The following is a 21,058-nucleotide window of genomic DNA, read 5'->3' on the forward strand; positions in this document are numbered from 1 at the left end:
CTTTGGGTGCGGGGCTTCTTCGTTTCCGAGGTCGGGTGTGCGGGCCGTGCTGCGCACGACCCGCACACCCTCCACCTACCTATGCCTGTGCGTCGAAGTCCCGGGCTGCCAGCGCTCGCACGATTCCCGCTCGGCCCTCCGACACCAGGCGGCGCAGGGGCTGGGGGTGCTCGCCGGCCAGCCACTCGTCCGATGCCGTCACCGTGGCCGGGGCCACGGCCCAGGAGGGGTACAGGCCGATCGCCATCGGCTGGGCTCGCTCGCTCGAACGGCGCTGCCAGACCTCGTCGATGACCTCGAAGTACTTCGCCACGTAGTCGACCAGGAGGGCCTTCTGGCCCGGGTGGGAGAAGCCCGAGATCAGCGAGTCGCTGACCGCGTTCGGGAGCTCGTCGTCGTACACCGCGCGCTCCCAGGCGTCGGCCTTGGCCTCGGCCGTCGGGCGCAGGGCTCGGGCGCGCTCGGCCTGGCGGCGGCCCGTTGCCGTGTTGTCGCGGGACAGCTCGGCGTCGATCTCCGGTGCGGCCGCCTTGCCGTGGGCCACCAGTGCGTGCAGGAGGCGCCAGCGCAGGTCGGTGTCCACCGTGAGCCCCGGCAGCGGTGCCGACCCGTCGAGCCAGCCCGCCAGGACCTCCAGCGTTTCGGCGTCCAGGACCGAGCCGGCCAGGGAGTTGACGAACGCCAGCTGGTGGTCCGAGCCCGGCTCGGCGCTGCGCACCAGCTCCAGCAGCCGGGCGGTGAACGCCGGCCAGCCGGTTGCCGCCGCCCAGTCCTGCTCCGCGTAGGAGTTGAGCGCCGTCTGGGCCTGCAGCAGGAGCCGCTGGACCACGCCGACCTCGCTCTCCGTGTGGATGCCGCGCTGCACCAGCGTCACGAAGTCGCGGGCCTTCAGCTCGGCTTCGCGGGTCATCTCCCACGCCGCCGACCAGCACAGGGTGCGCGGCAGGGGCTCGGTGATGTCCGCGATGCGGTCGATCAGCGTGGTCAGGGACGCCGGGTCGAGGCGCATCGTGCAGTACGTCAGGTCGTCGTCGTTGACCAGCACGAGCCGGCCCGCGGACCGGCCGACCAGCTCCGGCACCTCGGTGCGCTCGCCGTCGACGTCGAGCTCGACGCGGTGCTTGCGGACGATCTTCCCCGACGCATCCTCGTCGTAGACGCCGACCGCGACGCGGTGCGTGCGCAGCTCACCGGCGCCCGGCTTCGCGCCGGACTGCACGACGGCGAACGCCGTGAACTTCCCGTCCGCGCCGATCTCGTAGCGCGGGCTGAGCGAGTTCAGGCCGGTCGTCTCCAGCCACTGGGCGCTCCACCACGACAGGTCGCGCCCGGACGCCTCCTCCAGCGCGCCCAGCAGGTCGGCCAGGGTCGCGTTGCCCCAGGCGTGCTTGCCGAAGTACACCTTCAGGCCGTCGAGGAAGTGGTCCAGCCCGACGTAGGCGACGAGCTGCTTGAGCACGCTCGCGCCCTTGGCGTAGGTGATGCCGTCGAAGTTGACCTCGACCGCGTGCAGGTCGACGATGTCGGCCGCGATCGGGTGCGTCGAAGGCAGCTGGTCCTGGCGGTAGGCCCACGACTTCTCGATGTTCGCGAAGCTGGTCCACGCGTTCTTGTACTCGGTGGCCTCGGCCTGGGCCAGCACGCTCGCGAAGGTCGCGAACGACTCGTTCAGCCACAGGTCGTCCCACCAGCGCATGGTGACCAGGTCGCCGAACCACATGTGCGCCATCTCGTGCAGCAGCGTCTCGGCGCGCCGCTCGTAGGCGTAGCGGGTGACGCGGCTGCGGAAGACGTAGTCCTCCAGGAACGTCACCGCGCCGGCGTTCTCCATCGCGCCCGCGTTGAACTCGGGCACGAACAGCTGGTCGTACTTGGAGAACGGGTAGGGCGTGCCGAACTTCTCGTGGTAGAAGCCGAAGCCCTGCTTGGTCTCGGTGAAGAGGCGATCGGCGTCCATGTGCTCGGCCAGCGACGCGCGGCAGTAGACGCCGAGCGGGATGGTCTTGTGGTCGTCGGTGTACTCGTCGCGCCACTCGGCGAACGGGCCGGCGACCAGCGCGACGAGGTAGGTGGAGATCCGCTCGGACTCCTTGAACACCGTCCGGACGGCGCCTTCCGGCGTCTCTTCGGCGGACTCCACGATGGCGTTGGAGACGACCTTCCAGTCCTTCGGCGCGATCACCGTGAGCCGGTAGACCGACTTGAGGTCGGGCTGGTCGAAGCAGGCGAACATGCGCTTGGCGTCGGCCGTCTCGAACTGCGTGTACAGGTAGACGCCGTCGTCGACCGGGTCGACGAACCGGTGGACGCCCTCGCCGGTGTTCATGTACCGGCAGTCGGCGGTCACCGTGAGCTCGTTCGACTCGGCCAGCCCGGCGAGCGCGATGCCCTTGTCCTCGACGTAGGCGCTGACGTCGACGTCCGCGCCGTTCAAGGTGGCCGAATGCACGCGGTCGGCGACGATGTCGACCCACGTGGATTCGCCGGCCCGGGCGCTGGAGAACCGGACGGTCGTCGTCGACGCGAAGGTCTTCTCCCCGGGACCGCCGTGGCCGTCGGTGAGATCGAGCTCGATGTCGTAGCCGGTGACGTCGAGCAGATCCGCGCGCAGCTTGGCTTGGTCGCGGGTCAGGTTGGGGGCGGGCACAGGCACCTCTGGTCGTTGGGATCGGTTTTCAACTCCTCGCATCCAATCATGGGGACGGGGTGCCGGGCGAGGAAGGGAACAAGCCCGCGTTCGGAGGTGTTGGGCCGCTACGTGGGGATCCGCCCACATCGCGACGTGACTCAGGAGTACCCAGATGACCGCTGCCGAGCAGCCCACGAAGGTCGATTTCTACTTCGACCCGATCTGCCCGTTCGCGTGGATCACCTCCCGCTGGATCCTGGAGGTGGAGAAGCACCGCAACCTCGACCTGCACTTCCGGATCATGAGCCTGTCGGTGCTCAACGAAGGCCGGGACGGGCTGCCCGAGCAGTACAAGGAGCTGCTGTCGAAGGGCTGGGGCCCGGTCCGCGTGGCCGTCGCGCTGGCGCAGCTCAAGGGCGAAGAGGTGCTGCGCGAGTACTACACCGAGTTCGGCACCCGCTACCACAACCAGGGCACCAAGGACTACGACACGGTCATCAAGGAGGCCCTGGCCGCGATCGGCGCGCCGGCCGAGCTGGCCGAGGCCGCGCACTCGACCGAGTACGACGAAGCACTCAAGAAGAGCCACCACGAAGGTATGGACCCGGTCGGCATGGACGTCGGCACCCCGACGATCCACATCGACGGCGTGGCGTTCTTCGGCCCGGTCCTGACCTCGATCCCGCGCGGCGAAGACGCGCTCAAGGTGTTCGACGGCGCGGTCGCGCTGGCGAGCTACCCGGACTTCTTCGAGCTCAAGCGCACCCGTTCGGGCGAGCTCAACTTCGACTAGGGCGTCTCCAGGGCGGCCAGGGTGACGTCACCGGGGTAGCGGGACGCGGCGACGGCGGCCACTTCGGTCGTCTCGCCGCGGCCCAGGCCCGCCTTCAGCGAGATCAGCTCGTGCAGGCCGTCGCGGTGGTAGCGCACGAACTCGGCGTCGACCGGGTCGCCGTGGCCGGGCACGACCACGCGCGGGGCCAGCGCGAGGATCGCGTCGAACGCGTCCGGCCAGGCGGTCAGGTCGGTTTCGGCGCTGAACGAGAACGCGCTGAACCCGGCCTCGGCGTTCTCGACGACGTCGCCGGCGAAGACGACCGCCGCGTCCGGGACGTGCACGACGACGTCGTGGCCGGTGTGCGCGGGGCCGGGGTGCAGCAGCACCGCCGTGCGGCCGCCCAGGTCCAGCTCGACGCGGCCGGTGAACGTGTGGTCCGGTGCGGTAATGGTGGTACGGGCGATCGCGTCCGCGATGTCCGGCTTGCCCTCCTTGCGGTAGTGCTCCTCCCAGGTGGCGCGGCGGGCCTCGGGATCCGCGCGCACCTCGGCGGCGCAGCCCTCGTGCGCCCAGATCTCGCACGGCAGGAACGCCTCGGTGCCCCACGCGTGGTCGAAGTGCGCGTGCGTGTAGACGACGGCCCACGGCAGCGGGGTGATCTCGCGGATCGCCGCGGCGAGCTCGGCACCCTGCTCGAGATCGCCGCGGGTGTCGACGACCAGGCACCGTTCGGCGCCGACGACCAGCCCGACGGTCAGGTCCAGCTCCGCGTAGCGGCGGGCGTGGACGCCGTCGGCGACCTCGATCCAGCGGCCGGTCATGCCAGTACTCCTTCGCTCAGGACGGGAGCGGTCCCGCTCACGTCGGATCGGGCAGCCAGCTCGACGTCGCCGCCGTGGCCGGCTTCGATCAGCTCGCGCCCCGACACGCAGCTTGCCAGGGCGGTGACGTCGACGGACCGGGCCGCCAGTGCGGCTTCGGCGGACAGCGAAAGCCCGTGCCCGGCCAAGGCGGCGGCGATGGCCCCGGCGCCCATCTGGTCCTCCACGCACGGCCGCAGCGGCCCGGACGTTTCGCCGTGGCCGAAAATGTTCACGCCCCAGCGTTCCCCGGCCGCGATGAGCCCGATCGGCCCGCCCAGCTCGCGCGCCTTCGCGGCGACGGCGGAGGCGTTGCGCAGGCAGCCCGCGAGCACGTGTGCGCCGGTCGCCGCGGCGGCCTCGCACAGCGTCGCGCCGTTGGGCGAGGGGAGCGCCAGGAGGGTTCCGGGAGGGATTTCCGTCACAGAAGACGGCCGCAGGGTGAAGGCGCCTTCGCCCGCGATGACCGCCCCGGCCGCGCGTGCCCGGGCGATCCCGCGCTCGTCGCGCCACCGCACGGGAAGCACCCGGCCGCCCCGGCCGACCACGAGGTCGGTGGTCGTGCCGAAGGAAAGCACGTCCACCACCACCAGCACCGCGCACTCCCGGCCCAGCGCCGCCACGCCCTCGGCGCCCCAGTCGAGGCGCACGTCGCTGCCGGTCTGGTGCCAGATGCCCACCCCCGGAGCATGCCCGATATCGGCCCTGGTGGCAGACTCGCAGCCGTGCGTGTCTACTTGGGATCCGACCATGCCGGTTTCGAGCTGAAGAACCACCTGGTGGCTCACCTGGAGAAGCAGGGCCACGAGGTGACCGACATCGGTCCGCACGTCTACGACGCGGCCGACGACTACCCGGCGTTCTGCGTCGAGACGGCGTTGCGCGTGGTGGCCGACGAGGGCAGCCGCGGCATCGTCGTCGGCGGCTCGGGCAACGGCGAGCAGATCGCCGCCAACAAGGTGCCCGGTGCCCGTGCCGGCCTGGCCTGGAGCGTCGAGACCGCGAAGCTGTGCCGGGAGCACAACCACGCCCAGCTGATCGGCGTCGGCGCCCGGATGCACACCGCCGAGGCGGCCGTCGAGATCGTCGAGGCGTTCCTGGCGACCGAGGTCTCGCCGGAGGAGCGGCACGCCCGCCGCGTGCAGCAGCTGCTCGACTACGAGCGCACCGGGACCCCGCCGGCGTTGCCGGAGGCCTGATGCCCGAGGGGCACACGCTCCACCGGCTCGCGCGGCTGCACAAGCGCCGGTACGCCGGCGCCCCGGTCGAGGTGAGCAGCCCGCAGGGCCGGTTCGCCGCCGAAGCGTCCCGTTTGGACGGTCGGGTGCTCGTCGGTGCCGAGGCGCACGGCAAGCACCTCTTCCACGACTACGGGCCGCACGGTGTCGTGCACATCCACCTGGGTCTCTACGGCACCTTCGGCGAAGCACCGCTGCCCGCGCCGGAGCCGGTGGGCCAGGTGCGGCTGCGGCTGGCCGGCCGGACACATTGGACGGACCTGCGCGGGCCCACGCGCTGCGAGCTGCTGGCCCCGGAGCAGGCCGAGGCGATCAAGGCCCGGCTCGGTCCCGACCCCTTGCGCCGCGCCGCGAAACCGGAGCTGGCCTGGGCGAAGATCTCGCGGTCAAAGACGTCGATCGCGGCCTTGCTGATGGACCAGGCGGTGCTCGCGGGCGTCGGGAACGTCTACCGCGCCGAGGTGCTGTTCCGCCACGGCGTCGCGCCGATGACGCCGGGCCGTTCGCTCGATCGTGCGCTGTGGGACGCCATCTGGGCCGACCTGGTGACGCTGATGCGCGACGGCGTCCGCGTCGGCCGCATCGACACCGTCCGCCCGGAGCACCTGCCGGAGGCGATGGGCCGCGCGGCCCGGGTGGACCGCCACGGCGGCGAGGTCTACGTCTACCGCCGCGCCGGCGAGCCGTGCCTGGTGTGCGGGACGCCGGTGGCGCACTCGGACCTGGTGGGCCGCAATCTCTACTGGTGCCCGAAGTGCCAGACCGCCTGAAAACACTCGTGAGTGAGAAACAGCGTTAGAACACTGTTTCTCACTCACGAGGGGGGTCAGAAGTCGAAGCCGCCGCCGTCGAAGCCGCCACCATCGAAGCCGCCGCCGTCGAAACCGCCGCCGCCCCAGTCTCCGCCGCCGTCTCCGCCGCCGAAGTCGCCTCCGCCGTCACCACCGAAGTCGCCGCCGTCGCCGCCCATGTCGCCGGAATCGAGCGCGTCCTGCTGGCCCGCGTCGTAACCGGACTCCCACGCCGAGGCGCTCGCGATGCCGCTCATGCCGGAGAACATCGCGCTGAACAGGAACATCGACCCGAGACCCCAGGCGCCGGCGACGAGCGCGGGCTTCCACCACGGCTCGCTGTACCAGCCCTGCGGCACCGGACGGCCCGCGACGCGGCCGCCGGGGTAGTAGTACGGCGTGTCCTGACCCGCCTCCGGCGAGGCCGAGTAGTGCTGGCCCTCGACGTCGACGTCACGGCGCTCGGTGACCTTGCCGGCGCGCTCGCGCTCGGCCTCCTCCGGCAACTGCGGGCCGGGGTCCATGCCCATCGCGACCCGCGCGGCGCGGACGTAGTAGAGGCCTTCGACGGCGGTGTCCTTGACCAGCCGGGCCTGTTCGATCGTGCGGGCCTGCTCCATCTGCGAGCCGGCCGCGTTGTAGCGCTCGGCCGCGTCGGCCATCGCCTGCTGCGACGCGGTGTCCGTGCCGTTGAGGTTGAGGACCTGGCCGCCGAGCCGCTCGACCAGGCGCCGGGCGTCGGCCTTGGCGTCGTCGAGCTCCCGCTGCCGGGCCGCGGCGCGCTGCCGCGAGAAATAGAGGCCGCCACCGACGATCACGACGACGAGCACGATCAGGAAGATCGCGGTGCCCATGGACCACTCCCAGAAGTTCGGGGCTCGGTGACCGGTGGTCACCTTTGAAACGGACAACGCGGACGCTACGCGGTGGGTTCCCGGCGAGTGACCCGGCACACCGTCAGAGCTGGCCGAAGAAAATAGAACACGTTATAGTTCGGCCATGAAGTTCACCCTGTCGATCGCGATGAACCCCCTCGATCAGCTGGGCGAGCTCGCCCGGGCCGCCGAAGAGGCCGGCTTCGCCTCCATTGCCCTGCCCGACTCGCTCTTCTACGCCGAAACGGTGGACACGGACTATCCGTACACCCCCGACGGCAGCCGGTTCTGGACCGGGGAGACCCCGTGGGTCGACCCGCTCGTCGCCACCGCGTCGATGGGGGCGGTGACCAGCCGGATCCACTTCTACACGTCGGTGCTGAAGCTCGGCTCGCGCAACCCGGTGCTGCTGGCGCGCCAGGTCGGCTCGGCGGCGGTGCTCACCGGCGGCCGGTTCGGCCTGGGGCTCGGCGTCGGCTGGCTGCCGCAGGAGTTCGAGTACTGCGGCGTCCCGTTCGAGAAGCGCGGCAAGCGCGTCGACGAGGCCATCGACGTGCTGCGGCTGATCCTCGACGGCGGGATGGTCGAGTACCACGGCGACTTCTACGACTTCGACAAGATCCAGATGAGCCCGGCGCCGCCGACGCGGGTGCCGTTCTACATCGGCGGCCACACCGAGGTCGCGCTGAAGCGTGCGGCCCGCGTCGCCGACGGCTGGTCCTCGGCGATGATGAAGCTCGAGGAGCTGCGCGACACCATCGCGCGGATCAAGGAGCTGCTGGCCGAGCGCGGCCGCGCCGACGACCCGTTCGAGTACCAGGCCGTCTGCATCGACGCCTTCGGCCTGGACGGCTACCGCGCGCAGGCCGAAGTGGGCGTCACCGACGTCATCACCATGCCGTGGGTGTTCGACGGCGTCGGGTTCGACGCGCCGGTCGGGCCGAAGCTCGAGGCGATCCGCAGGTTCGGCACCGAGATCATCGCGAAGTTCGAGGGGTGACGGCCATGGGCGTGCAGGTCAGCTGGGACACGGCGGCGGAGCAGCCGGCGGCGCGGCGGGCGGCGTTCGCGTCGATGACCGCGGTGGCGGCGGGGGACAAGGAGGGCTGGCTGGCCCTGTTCGCCCCGGACGCGGTGGTCGAGGACCCGGTCGGGCCGTCGTTCTTCGACGAGGCGGGCAAGGGCCACCACGGCCGCGACGGCATCGGCGCGTTCTGGGACAAGACCATCGCAGGAGTCGAGCGCTTCGAGTTCACCATCCGCGACTCGCACGCGGGCGGCGACGAGGTGGCCAACGTCGGCACGATCACGACGTTCCTGCCGGGTGGCTACCGCGTGGACACCGACGGGGTGTTCGTCTACCGCGTCGGCGACGACGGGCTGATCCGGTCGGTGCGGGCGTTCTGGGAGACCGACCGCGCGATGGCGACGGCACGCCAGGTGTAGCTCCGGCCGCCGAGAAGGTCACCCCGGGACCCGGGGTGGCCTTTTTCGCGCGTGATCGACACATACCGCAACCGCCGCGTTGCGGAAAGAGGGCATTCTGGCGATTGTTTGCTCGACCGTGCTACTTTTTGCTCATGCAAGCAAAAACGTTCACCGAGAACGCCCGCCGGGCGCAGATCGTCCGCGCGGCGATCGAGACCATCGGTGAACTGGGGTATGCGAAGGCTTCGTTCGGCCAGATCGCGAAACGTGCCGGGCTGAGCAGCACCGGCATGATCTCCTACCACTTCGACGGCAAAGCGGACCTGATCGCCGAAGTCGTCCGGGACGTGCTGGCCACGAGCCTCGCCTACATGCGGGAGCGGATCGACGCGGTGTCCGGGCCGGCGGCGGAGCTGCGGGCCTACATCGAGTCGAACCTGGCGTTCGTCGCCGAGCACCCGGTCGAACTCACCGCGCTGCTCGACTGCCTGCGCCACGGCGGTGGCGGCGCCGCCACCGCGGGCAACGACGACTGGTACCACGGTGCCGTCGACGTCCTGGAATCCTGCCTGCGCGAGGGACAGCGCACCGGCGACTTCGGCCGGTTCGACCCGCGCGTCATGGCGATCACCGTCCGCCAGGCCATCGACGGCATCCACACCGAACTGATCCGGCGTCCCGACACCGATGTGGACGCCTACGCGGCCGAGCTCGTCGCCATCGTCGAACGGGCCACCGCGCACGACTGAACTGGGGAAACCATGGCCACCACGAACACCGGCGACCGCGTGCTGCGACCGGTCGTCGCCCTGCTCTACCTGAACCTGCTGATCAGCGTCGCCTTCGCGGTGCTGACCTTCCTGCACAAGGACGGCATCCTCGACTACCAGGTGCTGCACTGGGAGTCGACCGGCCAGGCGAACCCGGCCGACCGGGCCGGGACGCGCGCCTCGCTGGAAAGCGTGCTGTGGATCCGCCCGGTGTCCGTGCTGGTCATCGCGATCGTCTACGTCCGGCTGGCCGGGCGGCTCAAGCTCGGCCGCCGCAGCACCTACATCCGGCTGCTGGTGATCACCGTCCTGGGGCTGGCCGGCCTGGTGTACCTCGTCGTGGCCGCCGAGTTCCCGGACTGGATGCGGGCCGGTCAGGCGGCGCAGGCCGTGGTGCTGCTCGTGCTGTTCCTGCTGCTGTGCACGAAGCGCGTCCGCGGGTTCTTCTCGAAGCAGGGCCGCGTTCCGGCAAAAGTGTGATTGTCGTTCACATTCTGTTTCCCGTGTCTTATTCGGCGGAACGGGAAAGATCGTCGCCGATTCGGAATGCACGGCGCTGTCGGTAAGCGAAGGTTACCGGACGGCAAGGCCGCCGCGTGGCGCTCACTCGAATGCCCGAACGCGCCCGCGGCGGCTTCGACCGTGAGTGGAGAAGTGTCGCCTGCGACTTTCGTCTTGCCTCGTGTTTCCGTGCGGTTAATGCTGGTCAGCGTCCTGCGGGTAACGGTGTGACGTTGACCTGCGGAGTGTCTCGGCCAACCGGACGAAGGGGACGGCAGGGGCCTGGGTGAACCCCCGTCGTGGCTCGTTGCGGCACGTAGGGGCAGGTGGTAGCTTCTGATCGTTATCTCCTCGCGGCGAACCGGGCGATCAGGGCAGTAATCGTCCAAGTGGGAAGCGTGAGGATCTGGGGTCTGGGGAAAGGTTGTCCGATGCACGTTTACCGCGGTCCTTCATAAGGGACCCGAAAAAACTTCGACGCCGGCTCGGACGAGCCGGCGGGACTTTGTCATCACCGGGCACTTCGTTGGGGAGCGTCTGCCGGGCTGATCGACCGTGAAGCATTGCGCGCGGCGGCATTTGTTCGCTGCGCACGCTGCTGTGCTGGCGATTCACGGCAAAATCCGCGGTGGGCCCGTCTGGGGTGGCCGCAACGCGGGGCGTGGATCAGACGAATCCAACACGCAACGAATTCCTGGGGGAAGTTCCCGCCATGCTCATCGAACGTGATTTCGAAACGGCGACACTGAGTCAAATGCTCGCCGACACCCACTCCGGGGCCGGTGGTGTCGGCCTGGTCCTCGGCCCGGTCGCCAGCGGCAAGACCGCGCTGCTGGAGGCGTTCGGCCGGCAGGCCGCCGGGACCGGCGCGGTCGTGCTGTCCGCGTCCGGCGCCCGGTCGGAAACGGCCGTCGGCCTGGGTGTCGTGTCGCAGCTGGTCCACACGCCGGGTGTCCGGGCGGACATCGCGGAGCAGGTTTCGGCGTACGTGGAGGACGCCGAGGCCGACGCGACGCTGCTGGACAGCCGGTTCCTGCACCGCCTCTCCAGCGCGGTGATCGGCTGGTCGGCCGAGAGCCCGCTGGTCATCTGCGTCGACGACGCCCACCACGCCGATCCCGCGTCGCTGCAGTTCCTGCAGCACATGGCCCGGCGCATCCGGCCGGCCCGGGTGCTCGTGCTGCTGGCCGAGCGGGCCGACCCGGGCGAGCGGCGCCCGGTGCGCCACGTCGACCTGATGCGCCGGCCGCACTGCCGCCAGCTGCGGCTGGCACCGTTGTCCCGCAACGGCGTCGGCGTGCTGCTGGCCGGCAAGCTCGACGAAGGCAAGGCCCGCGCGCTCGCCGCGGAGTGCTTCGCGGTCAGCGGCGGCAATCCGCTGCTGGCCACCGCCCTGGTGCAGGACACGCGGGCGGCCGGCACGGGCGAGGTCGTCGCCGGGCCGGCCTACCGGCACGCGGTGCTCAGCTGCCTGCACTCCAGCGAGCCGCGCGCGCTCGAACTCGCCCGGGCACTCGCCGTGCTCGGCGACGACGAGCAGTCGCAGATCTCGCTGGCCGGCGGCATGGTTTCCTTCGCGCCGGCCACCACCGAACCGGTGCGCCGGGCGCTGGAGTCGGCCGGTGTCCTCGCCGGGCACCGGTTCCGGCACGCCGAGGCCCGCGTCGCGGTGCTCGAGGAGCTCGACCCCGGTGTCCGGTCCGCCCTGCACGGCCAGGCCGCCCGCCTGCTGTTCGACCAGGGCGCCCGGCCGACCGCCATCGCCGCCCACGTGGTGGCGGGCACCGTGGACGAGCCGTGGACCGAGCACCTGCTGTCCGAGGCGTCGGAGGCGGCGCTGCTCGAGGACGACGTCGAGCTGGCCCGCGCCTGCATCGCGCTGGCCAGCCGCTGCTGCACCGACGACCGCGACCGGGCGATCGCCAAGGCGTCGCTGGCCGACATCGAATGGCGGACCACGCCGGCGAAGGCGATGCGCCGGCTGCCGGAGCTGGTGCACGCGACGCGCGCCGGGCACCTGCCCGGCATCCGGGTCGTCGGCATCTTCGAGTTCCTGCTCTGGTTCGGCCGGGTCGACGAGGCCGTGGAGATCGCGAACGCGTTCGGCGACCTGGTCGACTGCCGGGACCGCCGCACCCGCGGCGAGCTGCTGACGCTGTCGTCGTGGCTGGCCAGCTCGGTGCCGGGGATGCGGCACCTGGTGGAGCCGATGCTCGCCTCGATCACCGACGGCACGCCGTCGCCGCAGCTCGGGCTCGCGGTGAACTCGCAGCTCAAGGCGATCGACGCGTTGACCAGCGCGGTCCGCGAGGGGCCGTCCGAGGCGGCCGTGCTCGACGCCGAGCAGGTGCTGGAAGGCACCCGGATGACCGACATCACGCTGCGGCACCTGGTGTTCGCGGCGACGGTGCTGATCTACGCCGAGCGGCTCGACAAGGCCGCCACCTGGTCGGACCACCTGATGGCGCAGGCCGCCGGCCGCCCGGCCCCGACCTGGCAGGCGTCCCTGGCGGAGCTGCGTGCCGAGGTGGCGCTGCGGCAGGGCGACCTGCCGCTCGCCGCCCGCAACGCGAAGCTCGCGCTGACGAAGATGACGCCGGAGGCGTGGGGCATCGGCGTCGGCGCGCCGCTGGCCACCCTGCTGGCCGCGCTGACCGAGATGGGCCGGTTCGACGAGGCCGCGGAACTGCTCAACCAGCCGGTGCCGGACGCGCTCGGCGAAACCCGGTTCGGCCTGCACTACCTGCACGCGCGCGGGCACTACTACCTCGCGACGGGCCGGCTGCCGACGGCGCTGAACGACTTCCTCGCCTGCGGGGAGCAGATGGCCCGCTGGGACCTGGACCAGCCGTCGTTGGTGCCGTGGCGCTCCAGCGCCGCGGAGGTCTACCTGAAGCTGGGTGACCGGGAGAAGGCCCGGGCGCTGGCCGAGGAGCAGGCGGCGAAGCTCGGCCCGGACTGCGGTGACCGCACCCGCGGCATCACGCTGCGGACGCTGGCTCTGGTGGCCGACCCGGCGCGGCGGCCGAAGCTGATGCAGGAGGCGGTGGACGCGCTCGAGAAGTCCGGCGCCAAGCTGGAGCTGGCCCGGACGCTCGCCGAGCTGAGCCGGGCGAGCGGCGACGCCGCCACGGTCCGCGCGGCCACCCGGGACGCCCGGGTGCTGGCCAAGGAGTGCGGCGCCGAGCTGCTGCGGAAGACGTTCCTCGACGGCGGGGACGAAGACGTGGTGGTCGCCCTGCGCGGCGCGGTCGCGCCCCCCGACGTCAAGCTGCTGACCGACGCCGAACAGCGCGTCGGCTGGCTCGCCGCGCGGGGCCACACCAACCGGGAGATCGCCAGCCAGCTGTACATCACCGTCAGCACGGTGGAACAGCACCTGACGCGCGTCTACCGCAAGCTGAGCGTCAGCCGGCGGCGTGACCTGGCGTCGGAACCGCAGCTGCGGGTGCCGGAGCAGCAGGAGCGCGGCCCGGGCGGGCCCCGGCCGCCGGTGGCGGTCAACCACCGGGCGCCGGCGCCACCGGTGCGCCGTCCACTGAGGCCGGTGCCGCCGGTCCGCTGACGATCGGGAGCCGGGACCCCCCGCGGGTCCCGGCTTCCGGCGTTTCGCGGACCCCTATAGGTGCGCCCCTAGGTTTCGCCGCGGGCCCACTGACTTGGCGCCCGATTCATTGACAAAGAAACGGTGCCGGACGAGCGTGGACGTCGTTGCCGGGCACCGGATCCGGCGCGATTTTTCGCGGCGGCGAGGTTCACCGGAGCTGCTCGCACGGCGGCCGGACGACGCCACAGCGGGGGCCGTACTCGTTACGTGGCAAGGAAGGCACACATTCATGGCGAAGCGTGCGTTGATCACCGGTATCACCGGGCAGGACGGATCGTACCTGGCCGAGCACCTGCTGGCCGAGGGCTACCAGGTGTGGGGCCTGGTCCGCGGCCAGGCGAACCCGCGCAAGTCGCGGATCAGCAGGCTGGTCTCCGACCTCCACTTCGTGGAAGGCGACCTGATGGACCAGGTCAGCCTCGTGTCCGCGGTGGACTTCGTGCAGCCGGACGAGGTGTACAACCTCGCGGCCATCTCCTTCGTGCCGATGTCGTGGCAGCAGCCCGAACTCACCACCGAGGTGAACGGCATGGGCGTGCTGCGGGTGCTCGAAGCGGTCCGGATGGTGTGCGGGCTGGACAAGTCCCGGCCGACCGGCGGCGGGATCCGGTTCTACCAGGCGTCGTCGTCGGAGATGTACGGCAAGGTCGCCGAGACCCCGCAGAACGAGCAGACCATCTTCCACCCGCGCAGCCCCTACGGGGTCGCGAAGACCTACGGGCACTTCATCACCAAGAACTACCGCGAATCCTTCGGCATGTTCGGTGTGTCCGGGATCCTGTTCAACCACGAGTCGCCGCGCCGCGGCGCCGAGTTCGTCACCCGCAAGATCACCATGGCGGTGGCGGAGATCAAGCTGGGCATGCGCGACAAGCTGTACCTCGGCAATCTGGACGCGGTGCGCGACTGGGGGTTCGCCGGCGACTACGTCCGCGCGATGCACCTGATGCTGCAGCAGGACACCGCGACCGACTACGTGGTCGGCACCGGGCAGATGCACTCGGTCCGCGACGCCGTCCAGATCGCCTTCGACGCGGTGGACCTGAACTGGCGCGACCACGTCGTCATCGACCCGGCCCTGGTCCGGCCCGCGGAGGTCGAGACCCTCTGCGCCAACCCGGAAAAGGCCCGCGCCGAGCTCGGCTGGAAGCAGTCGGTCGACTTCGAAGAGCTGATGCGGATGATGGTCGAGGCCGACCTGCGGAAGGCGTCGAACGAGCACAAGTACAGCGAACTGATGCTCGCCGGGAGCTGGTGACGGCCGTGGCCCCCATCCTCTTCGCGTCGATCGCCGACGCCGGCATGATCAACCCGCTGCTCGTGATCGCCGGGGAACTGGCCCGGCGGGGCGTGCCCGACCTGTACTTCGCGTCCACTGAGGACCGTCGCGTCGACGTCGAGGCGATCTCCGCGGACAACCCGGTCGGGTTCGTTTCGTTCGGGGAGCGGCTCGAACGCCCGCCGGGCGAATGGAACCCGGACCTCTACGCCGCGGCGACGCAGCCCGCGAAGCCGGGCAGCCTGACCGCGCGGCCGCAGAACGTCGTCGCCTACCTGAGCGGTGTCACCGACGCGAACATCATGGTGACGATGTACGAGCGCGCGCTGGCCGTCGTCGACGAGGTGAAGCCGGCGCTGATGGTCATCGACTCCTCCAGCGTCTACCCGGCGGACGCGGCGATCGCCCGCGGGATCCCGTATGTCTACAGTGTACCGATTTCGGTGAGCGAAATCTTCGCCGAGCGCCTGCCGCTGAGCTACCCGAGCCCGAACACGGGCCTGCCGCGCGACCTTTCGGGACGGCAGAAGCTGGCGAACCTGGGGTTCCGGCTGCGGTTGCTGTACGGCATGCTGACGAAGGTGCCGGCGGTGCAGTTCACCAAGGCCCGCAAGGAGGCGGGGATCCTGAACGCCACGGCGGGCCAGTCCGGTTACGCCGACCGCGCGCAGGCGATCCTGGCCTATTCGGTGTTCGGCATGGAGTACCCGTTCGACGCGGCGCCGTCGCACCTGCGGATGGTGGGCCCGGTCGTGCCCCCGCTGCCCGAGGCGGTCGAGCCGGACCCGGCGCTGTCGGCCTGGCTGGACGAGCACGAGTCGGTGGTGTACCTGGCGTTCGGCACCCACATGCGCTTGACGGCCCCGCAGGTGACGGCGATCGCCGAGGCGGCGCGCCGGATCGGGCCGGAGCACCACCTGCTGTGGAAGCTGCCGAAGGCGCAGCGCGCGCTGCTGCCGGCCGACCTGCCGCCGAACGTCCGGCTGGAGAACTGGGTCCCGTCGCAGTTCGACGTCCTGGCCCACCCGCACGTGCGGGCGTACTACCACCACGGCGGCGGCAACAGCGCGTACGAAGGGATCTACTTCGGCAAGCCCGGCCTGGTCCAGCCGTTCTGGATGGACTGCCACGACCACGCGGCGCGCGTCCTCGACAGCGGCTGCGGGCTGGTGCTCTCGCACGAGGAAACGGTGTCCGCGGACGCGATCGTGGCGAAGCTGCGCCGGGTGCTGGAGGAGAAGGACTTCACCGCGCACGCCGAGGAGTGGGCCGACCGGTTCCGTTCGGCGGGCGGCGCTTCGGCGGCGGCCGACACCGTCCTGGCCGCGCTCTGAAAGGAAACGGCATGTCCGTCAAGTACCCGGTTTCGCAGCCGTACCTGAACGGCGACGAGCTGGCCAACGTCACCGACGCGGTGACCAGCGGCTGGATCTCTTCGCAGGGCCCGTACGTGGCCCGGTTCGAGGAAGCTTTCGCGGCGTACAACGGAGTCGCGCACGGGGTGGCGTGTTCGTCCGGCACGACGGCCCTGACGCTCGCGCTGCGGGCCCTGGGCATCGGCCCGGGCGACGAGGTGATCGTCCCGGAGTTCACGATGATCGCCTCCGCCTGGGCGGTGACCTACACCGGCGCGACCCCGGTGTTCGTCGACTGCGGCGACGACCTGAACATCGACGTGTCGCTGGTCGAAGCGAAGATCACCCCGCACACGAAGGCGATCATGCCGGTGCACGTCTACGGCCGCCAGTGCGACATGGACGCCGTCATGGAGCTGGCGTACGAGTACAACCTGCGCGTGGTGGAGGATTCCGCGGAGGCGCACGGGGTGCGCCCGGTGGGGGACATCGCGTGTTTCTCGTTGTTCGCCAACAAGATCATCGCTTCGGGTGAAGGCGGGATCTGCGTGACGGCCGATCCGCGCCTGGCGGAGCAGATGAAGCACCTGCGGGGGATGGCGTTCAACCGGGACCACACGTTCCTGCACAAGAAGCTCGGGTACAACTTCCGGATGACGAACCTGCAGGCCGCCGTGGCCACCGCGCAGGTGTCCCAGCTGGACTCGATCCTGTCCCTCCGGGCCGCCATCGAGGCCCGCTACGACGCCGGGTTGCGGGACGTTCCCGGTGTGACGCTGATGCCCCGGCGCGATGTGTTGTGGATGTACGACCTGCTGTGCGACCGGCGCGACGAACTGCGGGCGTTCCTGGCGGCCGAGGGCATCGAGACGCGGGTGTTCTTCAAGCCGATGAGCCGGCAGCCGATGTACCTGGATCCGGTGTGGACTTCCCTGAAGGCGAACCGGTTCGCCGAAGAGGGGTTGTACCTGCCCACCTACACGTCGCTGGGCGAGGACGACCAGGAGTACATCGTCTCGCGGGTGCGCAAGTTCTTCGGCTGATCACCCGTTCCCCGGCCGTGACCACGGCCGGGGTACGCCGGTTCAGCCCTGCCGCACCTTGCTGCTCAGGTAGGTCAGCACGGCCAGCACCCGCCGGTTGTCGTCCTCGTGCTGCGCCAGGTCCAGCTTCGTGAAGATGCTCGCGGTGTGCTTGCCCACCGCCGCCTCGCTGATCGTCAGCCGCTGCGCGATCGCCGCGTTCGACCGGCCCTCCGCCATCAGCTCCAGCACCTGCCGCTCGCGGGGCGTCAACGCGTCCAGCGGGTCCCGGCGTGACCGGCTCGCCAGCAGCTTCGTGATGACCTCGGGGTCCATCGCCGTGCCTCCCGCCGCCACCATGCGGAGCGCGTCGACGAACTGGTCCGCGTTCAGCACCCGGTCCTTCAGCAGGTAGCCGATCGCGCCCGCGCCGTCCGCCAGCAGCTCCCGCGCGTACGTCTGCTCCACGTGCTGGGACAACACCAGCACCGGCAACCCCGGGCGCCGGCGCCGCGCCTCCAGGGCCGCCTTGATCCCCTCGTCACTGAACGTCGGGGGGAGGCGGACGTCGACCACCGCGATGTCCGGCTGCTCGTCGTCGACCGCCTTCAGCAGCTCCGTCGCGTTGCCCACCGCGCTCACCACCGTGAACCCGTGTGCCTCGAGGAGCCGCGTCATGCCGTCTCGAAGCAGGTAGAGATCCTCCGCGAGGACAACGCGCACGAACCGCTCCTGGGGTTCCGGGCCGGGCGGGGCCGGGCTGGGGTGTCCCAACCGTACCGTCCCCGCCGGAGGCCGTCAGTCCAGCGCGCGCTTGAGGAACCCCGCGATGCCGAACGCCCCGAAGATCGCCGTCGCCGCCACCATCACCAGCAGGGAGATCCACAGCGGGATCGACGGCACCTGGTCCGGCATCACCAGCCTGCGCAGTGCCTCCGACACGTACGTCAGCGGGTTGGCCGCGCAGATCACCTGGAACCAGCGCAAACCGGACAGGCTCAGCCACGGGAACTGGCCCGAGCCGGTGAAGATCAGGGGGACCAGCAGGATGGTGAACACCAGGTTGATGTGGCGCGGCGGGACGATGGTGCCCAGCACCATGCCGACCGCCGCGCCCGCCAGCGAGCCCAGCGCCACGACACCCGCCACGCCCGGCAGCGCTGCCGGGCTCCAGCGGACGCCGTCGAGGATGAGCAGGCCGATCGGGATCATCACCAGGCCGGCGATGATGCCGCGGATCGCGCCGAACAGCATCTTCTCCACCGCCACCAGGCGGATCGACAGCGGGGCCAGCAGCCGGTCCTCGATCTCGCGCGTCACCGAGAAGTCCAGCACCAGCGGCAGGGCGGTGTTCTGCAGGGCCCCGGTGAACGCGTTCATCGCGACCATGCCGGGCAGCAGGATCTGCGCGTACCCCGCGCCCGCGTAGCCGATCTGGGACAGCACCTTGCCGAAGATGAACAGCAGGAACAGCGGCTGGATCAGCATCTGGGCCAGGAACGGCAGCAGCTCGCGGCCGGTGACGAAGAAGTCGCGGCCGAGCACGGCGAAGAACGCGCGGGCCTGGCCGGGCTGTGCTTGCGGCTGCGGCTGGGCGACAGTGGCGGCGGTCATCGGAGGTCCCGTCCGGTGATGGAGATGAACACGTCTTCGAGGGTGGGCTTGCCGAACGAGATGCCGGTGACCTCGCACCGCTCGCGGCCCAGCACGGCCAGCACGCCCGGCAGCAGCGACGCCGGTTCGGCTTCGGTGTAGAGGCGGAACTGGACGGCCTTCTCGTCGGCGGCGGCGCGGCCGGCCGCGGCGAGCCGCTCGACCCGCTCCACCGACGGCACCTGCTCCAGCTCCTTGGCGACGTTTTCGGCCGGCGTGTCCGCCAGGCCCACGCCGACGGTGAGCGTCGTGTTGCCGGGCAGCGACCGGGTCAGCGCGTCCGTGGTGTCCAGGGCCAGCAGCTTCCCGCGGTCGACGATGCCGACCCGGTCGCAGAGCTTGGCCGCCTCTTCCATGTCGTGCGTGGTGACCACGACCGTGACGCCCTCGGCCGTCAGCTCGGCGACGCGCTCGTGCACGAACAGCCGCGACTGCGGGTCCAGCCCGGTCGCCGGCTCGTCGAGGAACATCACCTTCGGCCGGTGCATCAGCGCGCGGGCGATCATCACGCGCTGGGCCTGGCCGCCGGACATCTCGTCGACCCGGGCCTTCGCGCGCGGGCCCAGACCCATCCACTCGATGAGCTCGTCGGCCCGGCGGTGCCGCTGCGCGCGCCCCATGCCGTGGTAGGCGGCGTGGAACAGCAGGTTCTGCCGCACGGTCAGCGACTGGTCGAGGTTGTTGCGCTGCGGGACGACGGCCAGCGCCTGCCGGGCCGCCGTCGCGTGCTTGACGACGTCGATGCCGGCCACCTCGGCCCGGCCGGACGTCGGCAGCGCGCGGGTGGTCAGCATGCTGACCGTCGTCGTCTTGCCCGCGCCGTTGGGGCCCAGCAGGCCGAACACCTCGCCGGCGGCGATGGTGAAACCGAGGCCGTCGACCGCAGGCCGTTCTGCTTTCGGGTACCTCTTCACGAGGTCCCGCACCACCACAGCGTCCTGCACGCTGGTCCTCCAGGGAATCAAAGGGGCAGAAAGAGGTGAGGAAGGGCCGCGGTGCTGGGGGACAACCTCGGCCCTTCCCCACAGGCGGCTGGTTCTGCCGAACCAGCGGGTCAGGAAGCGTGCTTGAGGTGCCGCTCGAGCTCGTCGGCCGCGCGGGCCGCACCCCCGGCGGCGCGGACCTGCGCGCCGATCGCCGCGACCGCGGCCCGGATCCGGCCGTCGGCCGCCGTCGACCGCACGGCGCCGCGCAGCAGCTCGGGCGTCGGTTCCTGGCCGGCGAGGTTCGTGCCGAGGCCGAGTTCGGCGACCCGGTTGGCCACGGCGGCCTGCTCGACGCTCTGCGGCAGGGTCACCATCGGCGTGTCGAAGTAGAGCGCCTCCATCGTCCCGCCCATGCCCGAGTGCGTGAGGAAGGCCGACGCGTGCGCCAGCACCGCGAGCTGCGGCACCTGGGCGTGCGCCTCGATGTTCGGCGGCAGCTCGCCGAGCGAAGCCGGGTCGAGCGTGCCGATCGAGAGCACGACGTGCCAGTCCTCGCCCGTGAACGCCGTCACGACCGCGCGGAAGAACTCCGGCCGGTCGTTGAACGCCGTGCCGAGCGAGACCAGCAGCACCGGCCGCCCGTCCGATGGCGGCTGCCACGCACCCTGGTAGGCCCGGTCGCCCAGGCACGGGCCGACGAACGCGAACCGGTCGTCGAAAGTCTCGCCGTGGTACTGGAATTCCTTGGCCACGAAGGCGAGCGCGAACTCTTCGCGGCCGATGGCGAAGTCCGCCGGCGAGATCGCCGGGACGCCGTGCGCCGCCGTCAGCTCGGCGATCTTCTCGCGGAAGGCGACGCGGGCGGGGTGTTCCTCGCTGAACCCGTTCTCCTCGCCGAGGAACTTCGCCAGCGACCAGTGGTCGTTGTAGGCGAAGGACGGGAACAGCTCCACCGCGGGCACGCCCCACTTCGCGGCGAGCACCCGCCCGGTCGCGTACACCGTGCGGTCGTAGAGGACCAGATCCGGGACGTCGTCGGCGAAAGCCGCTTCGAACACCGGGATGGTCGCGGTGCTTTCCATGACCAGCACCAGCGGCAGCCAGGCGGCGAAGTCGGCGGGCGGGTCCTCGGTGCGCGGCTTCGGCGTCAGGGACGACTCGTAGCGCAGGACCTGCGCCCCGGTCGCCGTCACCAGGTCCGCGAACTGGTCCGTCGTGGCGAAGGTGACGCGGTGCCCGCGGCGGACCAGCTCGGCGGCGACGTCCAGCGTCGGCATGACGTGGCCGTACGCGGGGATGTTCAGCAGCGCGATGTGTGCCATGGGAAAGCTCCTCGGAGTGCGGGG

The 21,058-nt window shown here is 70.8% G+C and carries 19 protein-coding genes; 11 read left to right on the top strand and 8 right to left on the bottom strand.

Annotation, left to right across the window (positions count from 1 at the left end):
• Positions 1-79: 79 nt before the first annotated feature.
• Entirely contained in the window at positions 80-2,647 is a 2,568-nt protein-coding gene (pepN, locus tag ABZW17_RS24955; protein WP_354818788.1) for an aminopeptidase N, read from the bottom strand.
• A gap of 154 nt (positions 2,648-2,801) precedes the next feature.
• Here pepN and ABZW17_RS24960 point away from each other — a divergent pair, with 154 nt between their 5' ends.
• Positions 2,802-3,422 (top strand): DsbA family protein, encoded by a 621-nt coding sequence (locus ABZW17_RS24960; protein ID WP_354818682.1) that lies wholly within the window; start codon positions 2,802-2,804, stop codon positions 3,420-3,422.
• Here ABZW17_RS24960 and ABZW17_RS24965 read toward each other — a convergent pair.
• The gene (locus ABZW17_RS24965; RefSeq protein ID WP_354818685.1) at positions 3,419-4,228 is read right to left on the bottom strand and encodes an MBL fold metallo-hydrolase; all 810 of its coding nucleotides are present in this window, start codon (positions 4,226-4,228) and stop codon (positions 3,419-3,421) included. The two genes, ABZW17_RS24960 and ABZW17_RS24965, sit on opposite strands and share 4 nt — an antisense overlap.
• Positions 4,225-4,947, bottom strand: a complete 723-nt coding sequence (locus ABZW17_RS24970; protein WP_354818688.1) for a 2-phosphosulfolactate phosphatase — start codon at positions 4,945-4,947, stop codon at positions 4,225-4,227. The genes ABZW17_RS24965 and ABZW17_RS24970 overlap by 4 nt, the downstream gene beginning before the upstream one ends.
• Positions 4,948-4,992: 45 nt before the next feature.
• On the opposite strand from ABZW17_RS24970, the gene ABZW17_RS24975 reads away from it, so the two are divergent.
• Positions 4,993-5,466 (top strand): ribose-5-phosphate isomerase, encoded by a 474-nt coding sequence (locus tag ABZW17_RS24975; RefSeq protein WP_003069851.1) that lies wholly within the window; start codon positions 4,993-4,995, stop codon positions 5,464-5,466.
• Positions 5,466-6,275: a DNA-formamidopyrimidine glycosylase family protein gene (locus ABZW17_RS24980; protein WP_354818691.1), complete on the top strand. Its 810-nt coding sequence runs from the start codon at positions 5,466-5,468 to the stop codon at positions 6,273-6,275. Before ABZW17_RS24975 ends, ABZW17_RS24980 begins: the two co-directional genes overlap by 1 nt.
• A 56-nt stretch (positions 6,276-6,331) precedes the next feature.
• Here the strand turns inward: ABZW17_RS24980 and ABZW17_RS24985 are convergent, their stop codons facing one another.
• A complete protein-coding gene (locus tag ABZW17_RS24985) occupies positions 6,332-7,150 on the bottom strand; it encodes a hypothetical protein (RefSeq protein ID WP_354818694.1) in 819 nt (272 codons plus the stop codon).
• A 145-nt stretch (positions 7,151-7,295) separates the two neighbouring features.
• On the opposite strand from ABZW17_RS24985, the gene ABZW17_RS24990 reads away from it, so the two are divergent.
• The 8 genes from ABZW17_RS24990 (at position 7,296) to ABZW17_RS25025 (ending at position 17,154) form a co-directional block, all read left to right on the top strand.
• Positions 7,296-8,171, top strand: a complete 876-nt coding sequence (locus ABZW17_RS24990) for a TIGR03619 family F420-dependent LLM class oxidoreductase (protein ID WP_354818697.1) — start codon at positions 7,296-7,298, stop codon at positions 8,169-8,171.
• Between the two features lie 5 nt (positions 8,172-8,176).
• On the top strand, positions 8,177-8,617 hold the full coding sequence (locus tag ABZW17_RS24995; RefSeq protein WP_354818700.1) for a nuclear transport factor 2 family protein: 441 nt from the start codon (positions 8,177-8,179) through the stop codon (positions 8,615-8,617).
• A gap of 134 nt (positions 8,618-8,751) precedes the next feature.
• Positions 8,752-9,348 (top strand): TetR/AcrR family transcriptional regulator, encoded by a 597-nt coding sequence (locus tag ABZW17_RS25000; protein WP_354818703.1) that lies wholly within the window; start codon positions 8,752-8,754, stop codon positions 9,346-9,348.
• A 12-nt stretch (positions 9,349-9,360) separates the two neighbouring features.
• Positions 9,361-9,849, top strand: a complete 489-nt coding sequence (locus tag ABZW17_RS25005; RefSeq protein WP_354818706.1) for a hypothetical protein — start codon at positions 9,361-9,363, stop codon at positions 9,847-9,849.
• Positions 9,850-10,582: 733 nt separating this feature from the next.
• On the top strand, positions 10,583-13,435 hold the full coding sequence (locus ABZW17_RS25010) for an AAA family ATPase (protein WP_354818709.1): 2,853 nt from the start codon (positions 10,583-10,585) through the stop codon (positions 13,433-13,435).
• A 271-nt stretch (positions 13,436-13,706) separates the two neighbouring features.
• Positions 13,707-14,735: a GDP-mannose 4,6-dehydratase gene (locus tag ABZW17_RS25015; RefSeq protein ID WP_354818712.1), complete on the top strand. Its 1,029-nt coding sequence runs from the start codon at positions 13,707-13,709 to the stop codon at positions 14,733-14,735.
• A gap of 5 nt (positions 14,736-14,740) precedes the next feature.
• Positions 14,741-16,090: a glycosyltransferase gene (locus tag ABZW17_RS25020; protein ID WP_354818715.1), complete on the top strand. Its 1,350-nt coding sequence runs from the start codon at positions 14,741-14,743 to the stop codon at positions 16,088-16,090.
• A gap of 11 nt (positions 16,091-16,101) precedes the next feature.
• Positions 16,102-17,154, top strand: a complete 1,053-nt coding sequence (locus ABZW17_RS25025) for a DegT/DnrJ/EryC1/StrS family aminotransferase (protein WP_354818718.1) — start codon at positions 16,102-16,104, stop codon at positions 17,152-17,154.
• A gap of 42 nt (positions 17,155-17,196) precedes the next feature.
• Here the strand turns inward: ABZW17_RS25025 and ABZW17_RS25030 are convergent, their stop codons facing one another.
• The 4 genes from ABZW17_RS25030 to ABZW17_RS25045 all read right to left on the bottom strand — a co-directional run bounded on the left by ABZW17_RS25030 (position 17,197) and on the right by ABZW17_RS25045 (position 21,034).
• Positions 17,197-17,856 (bottom strand): response regulator transcription factor, encoded by a 660-nt coding sequence (locus tag ABZW17_RS25030; RefSeq protein WP_354818720.1) that lies wholly within the window; start codon positions 17,854-17,856, stop codon positions 17,197-17,199.
• Positions 17,857-17,931: 75 nt separating this feature from the next.
• Entirely contained in the window at positions 17,932-18,747 is an 816-nt protein-coding gene (locus ABZW17_RS25035; protein ID WP_354818723.1) for an ABC transporter permease, read from the bottom strand.
• Positions 18,744-19,730, bottom strand: coding sequence for an ABC transporter ATP-binding protein (locus ABZW17_RS25040; protein ID WP_354818726.1), 987 nt, complete (start codon positions 19,728-19,730; stop codon positions 18,744-18,746). The genes ABZW17_RS25035 and ABZW17_RS25040 overlap by 4 nt, the downstream gene beginning before the upstream one ends.
• A 110-nt stretch (positions 19,731-19,840) precedes the next feature.
• Positions 19,841-21,034: a macrolide family glycosyltransferase gene (locus ABZW17_RS25045; protein WP_354818729.1), complete on the bottom strand. Its 1,194-nt coding sequence runs from the start codon at positions 21,032-21,034 to the stop codon at positions 19,841-19,843.
• Positions 21,035-21,058: the final 24 nt, after the last annotated feature.

This window comes from Amycolatopsis sp. NPDC004625, assembly GCF_040609695.1.
GTDB lineage: Bacteria > Actinomycetota > Actinomycetes > Mycobacteriales > Pseudonocardiaceae > Amycolatopsis.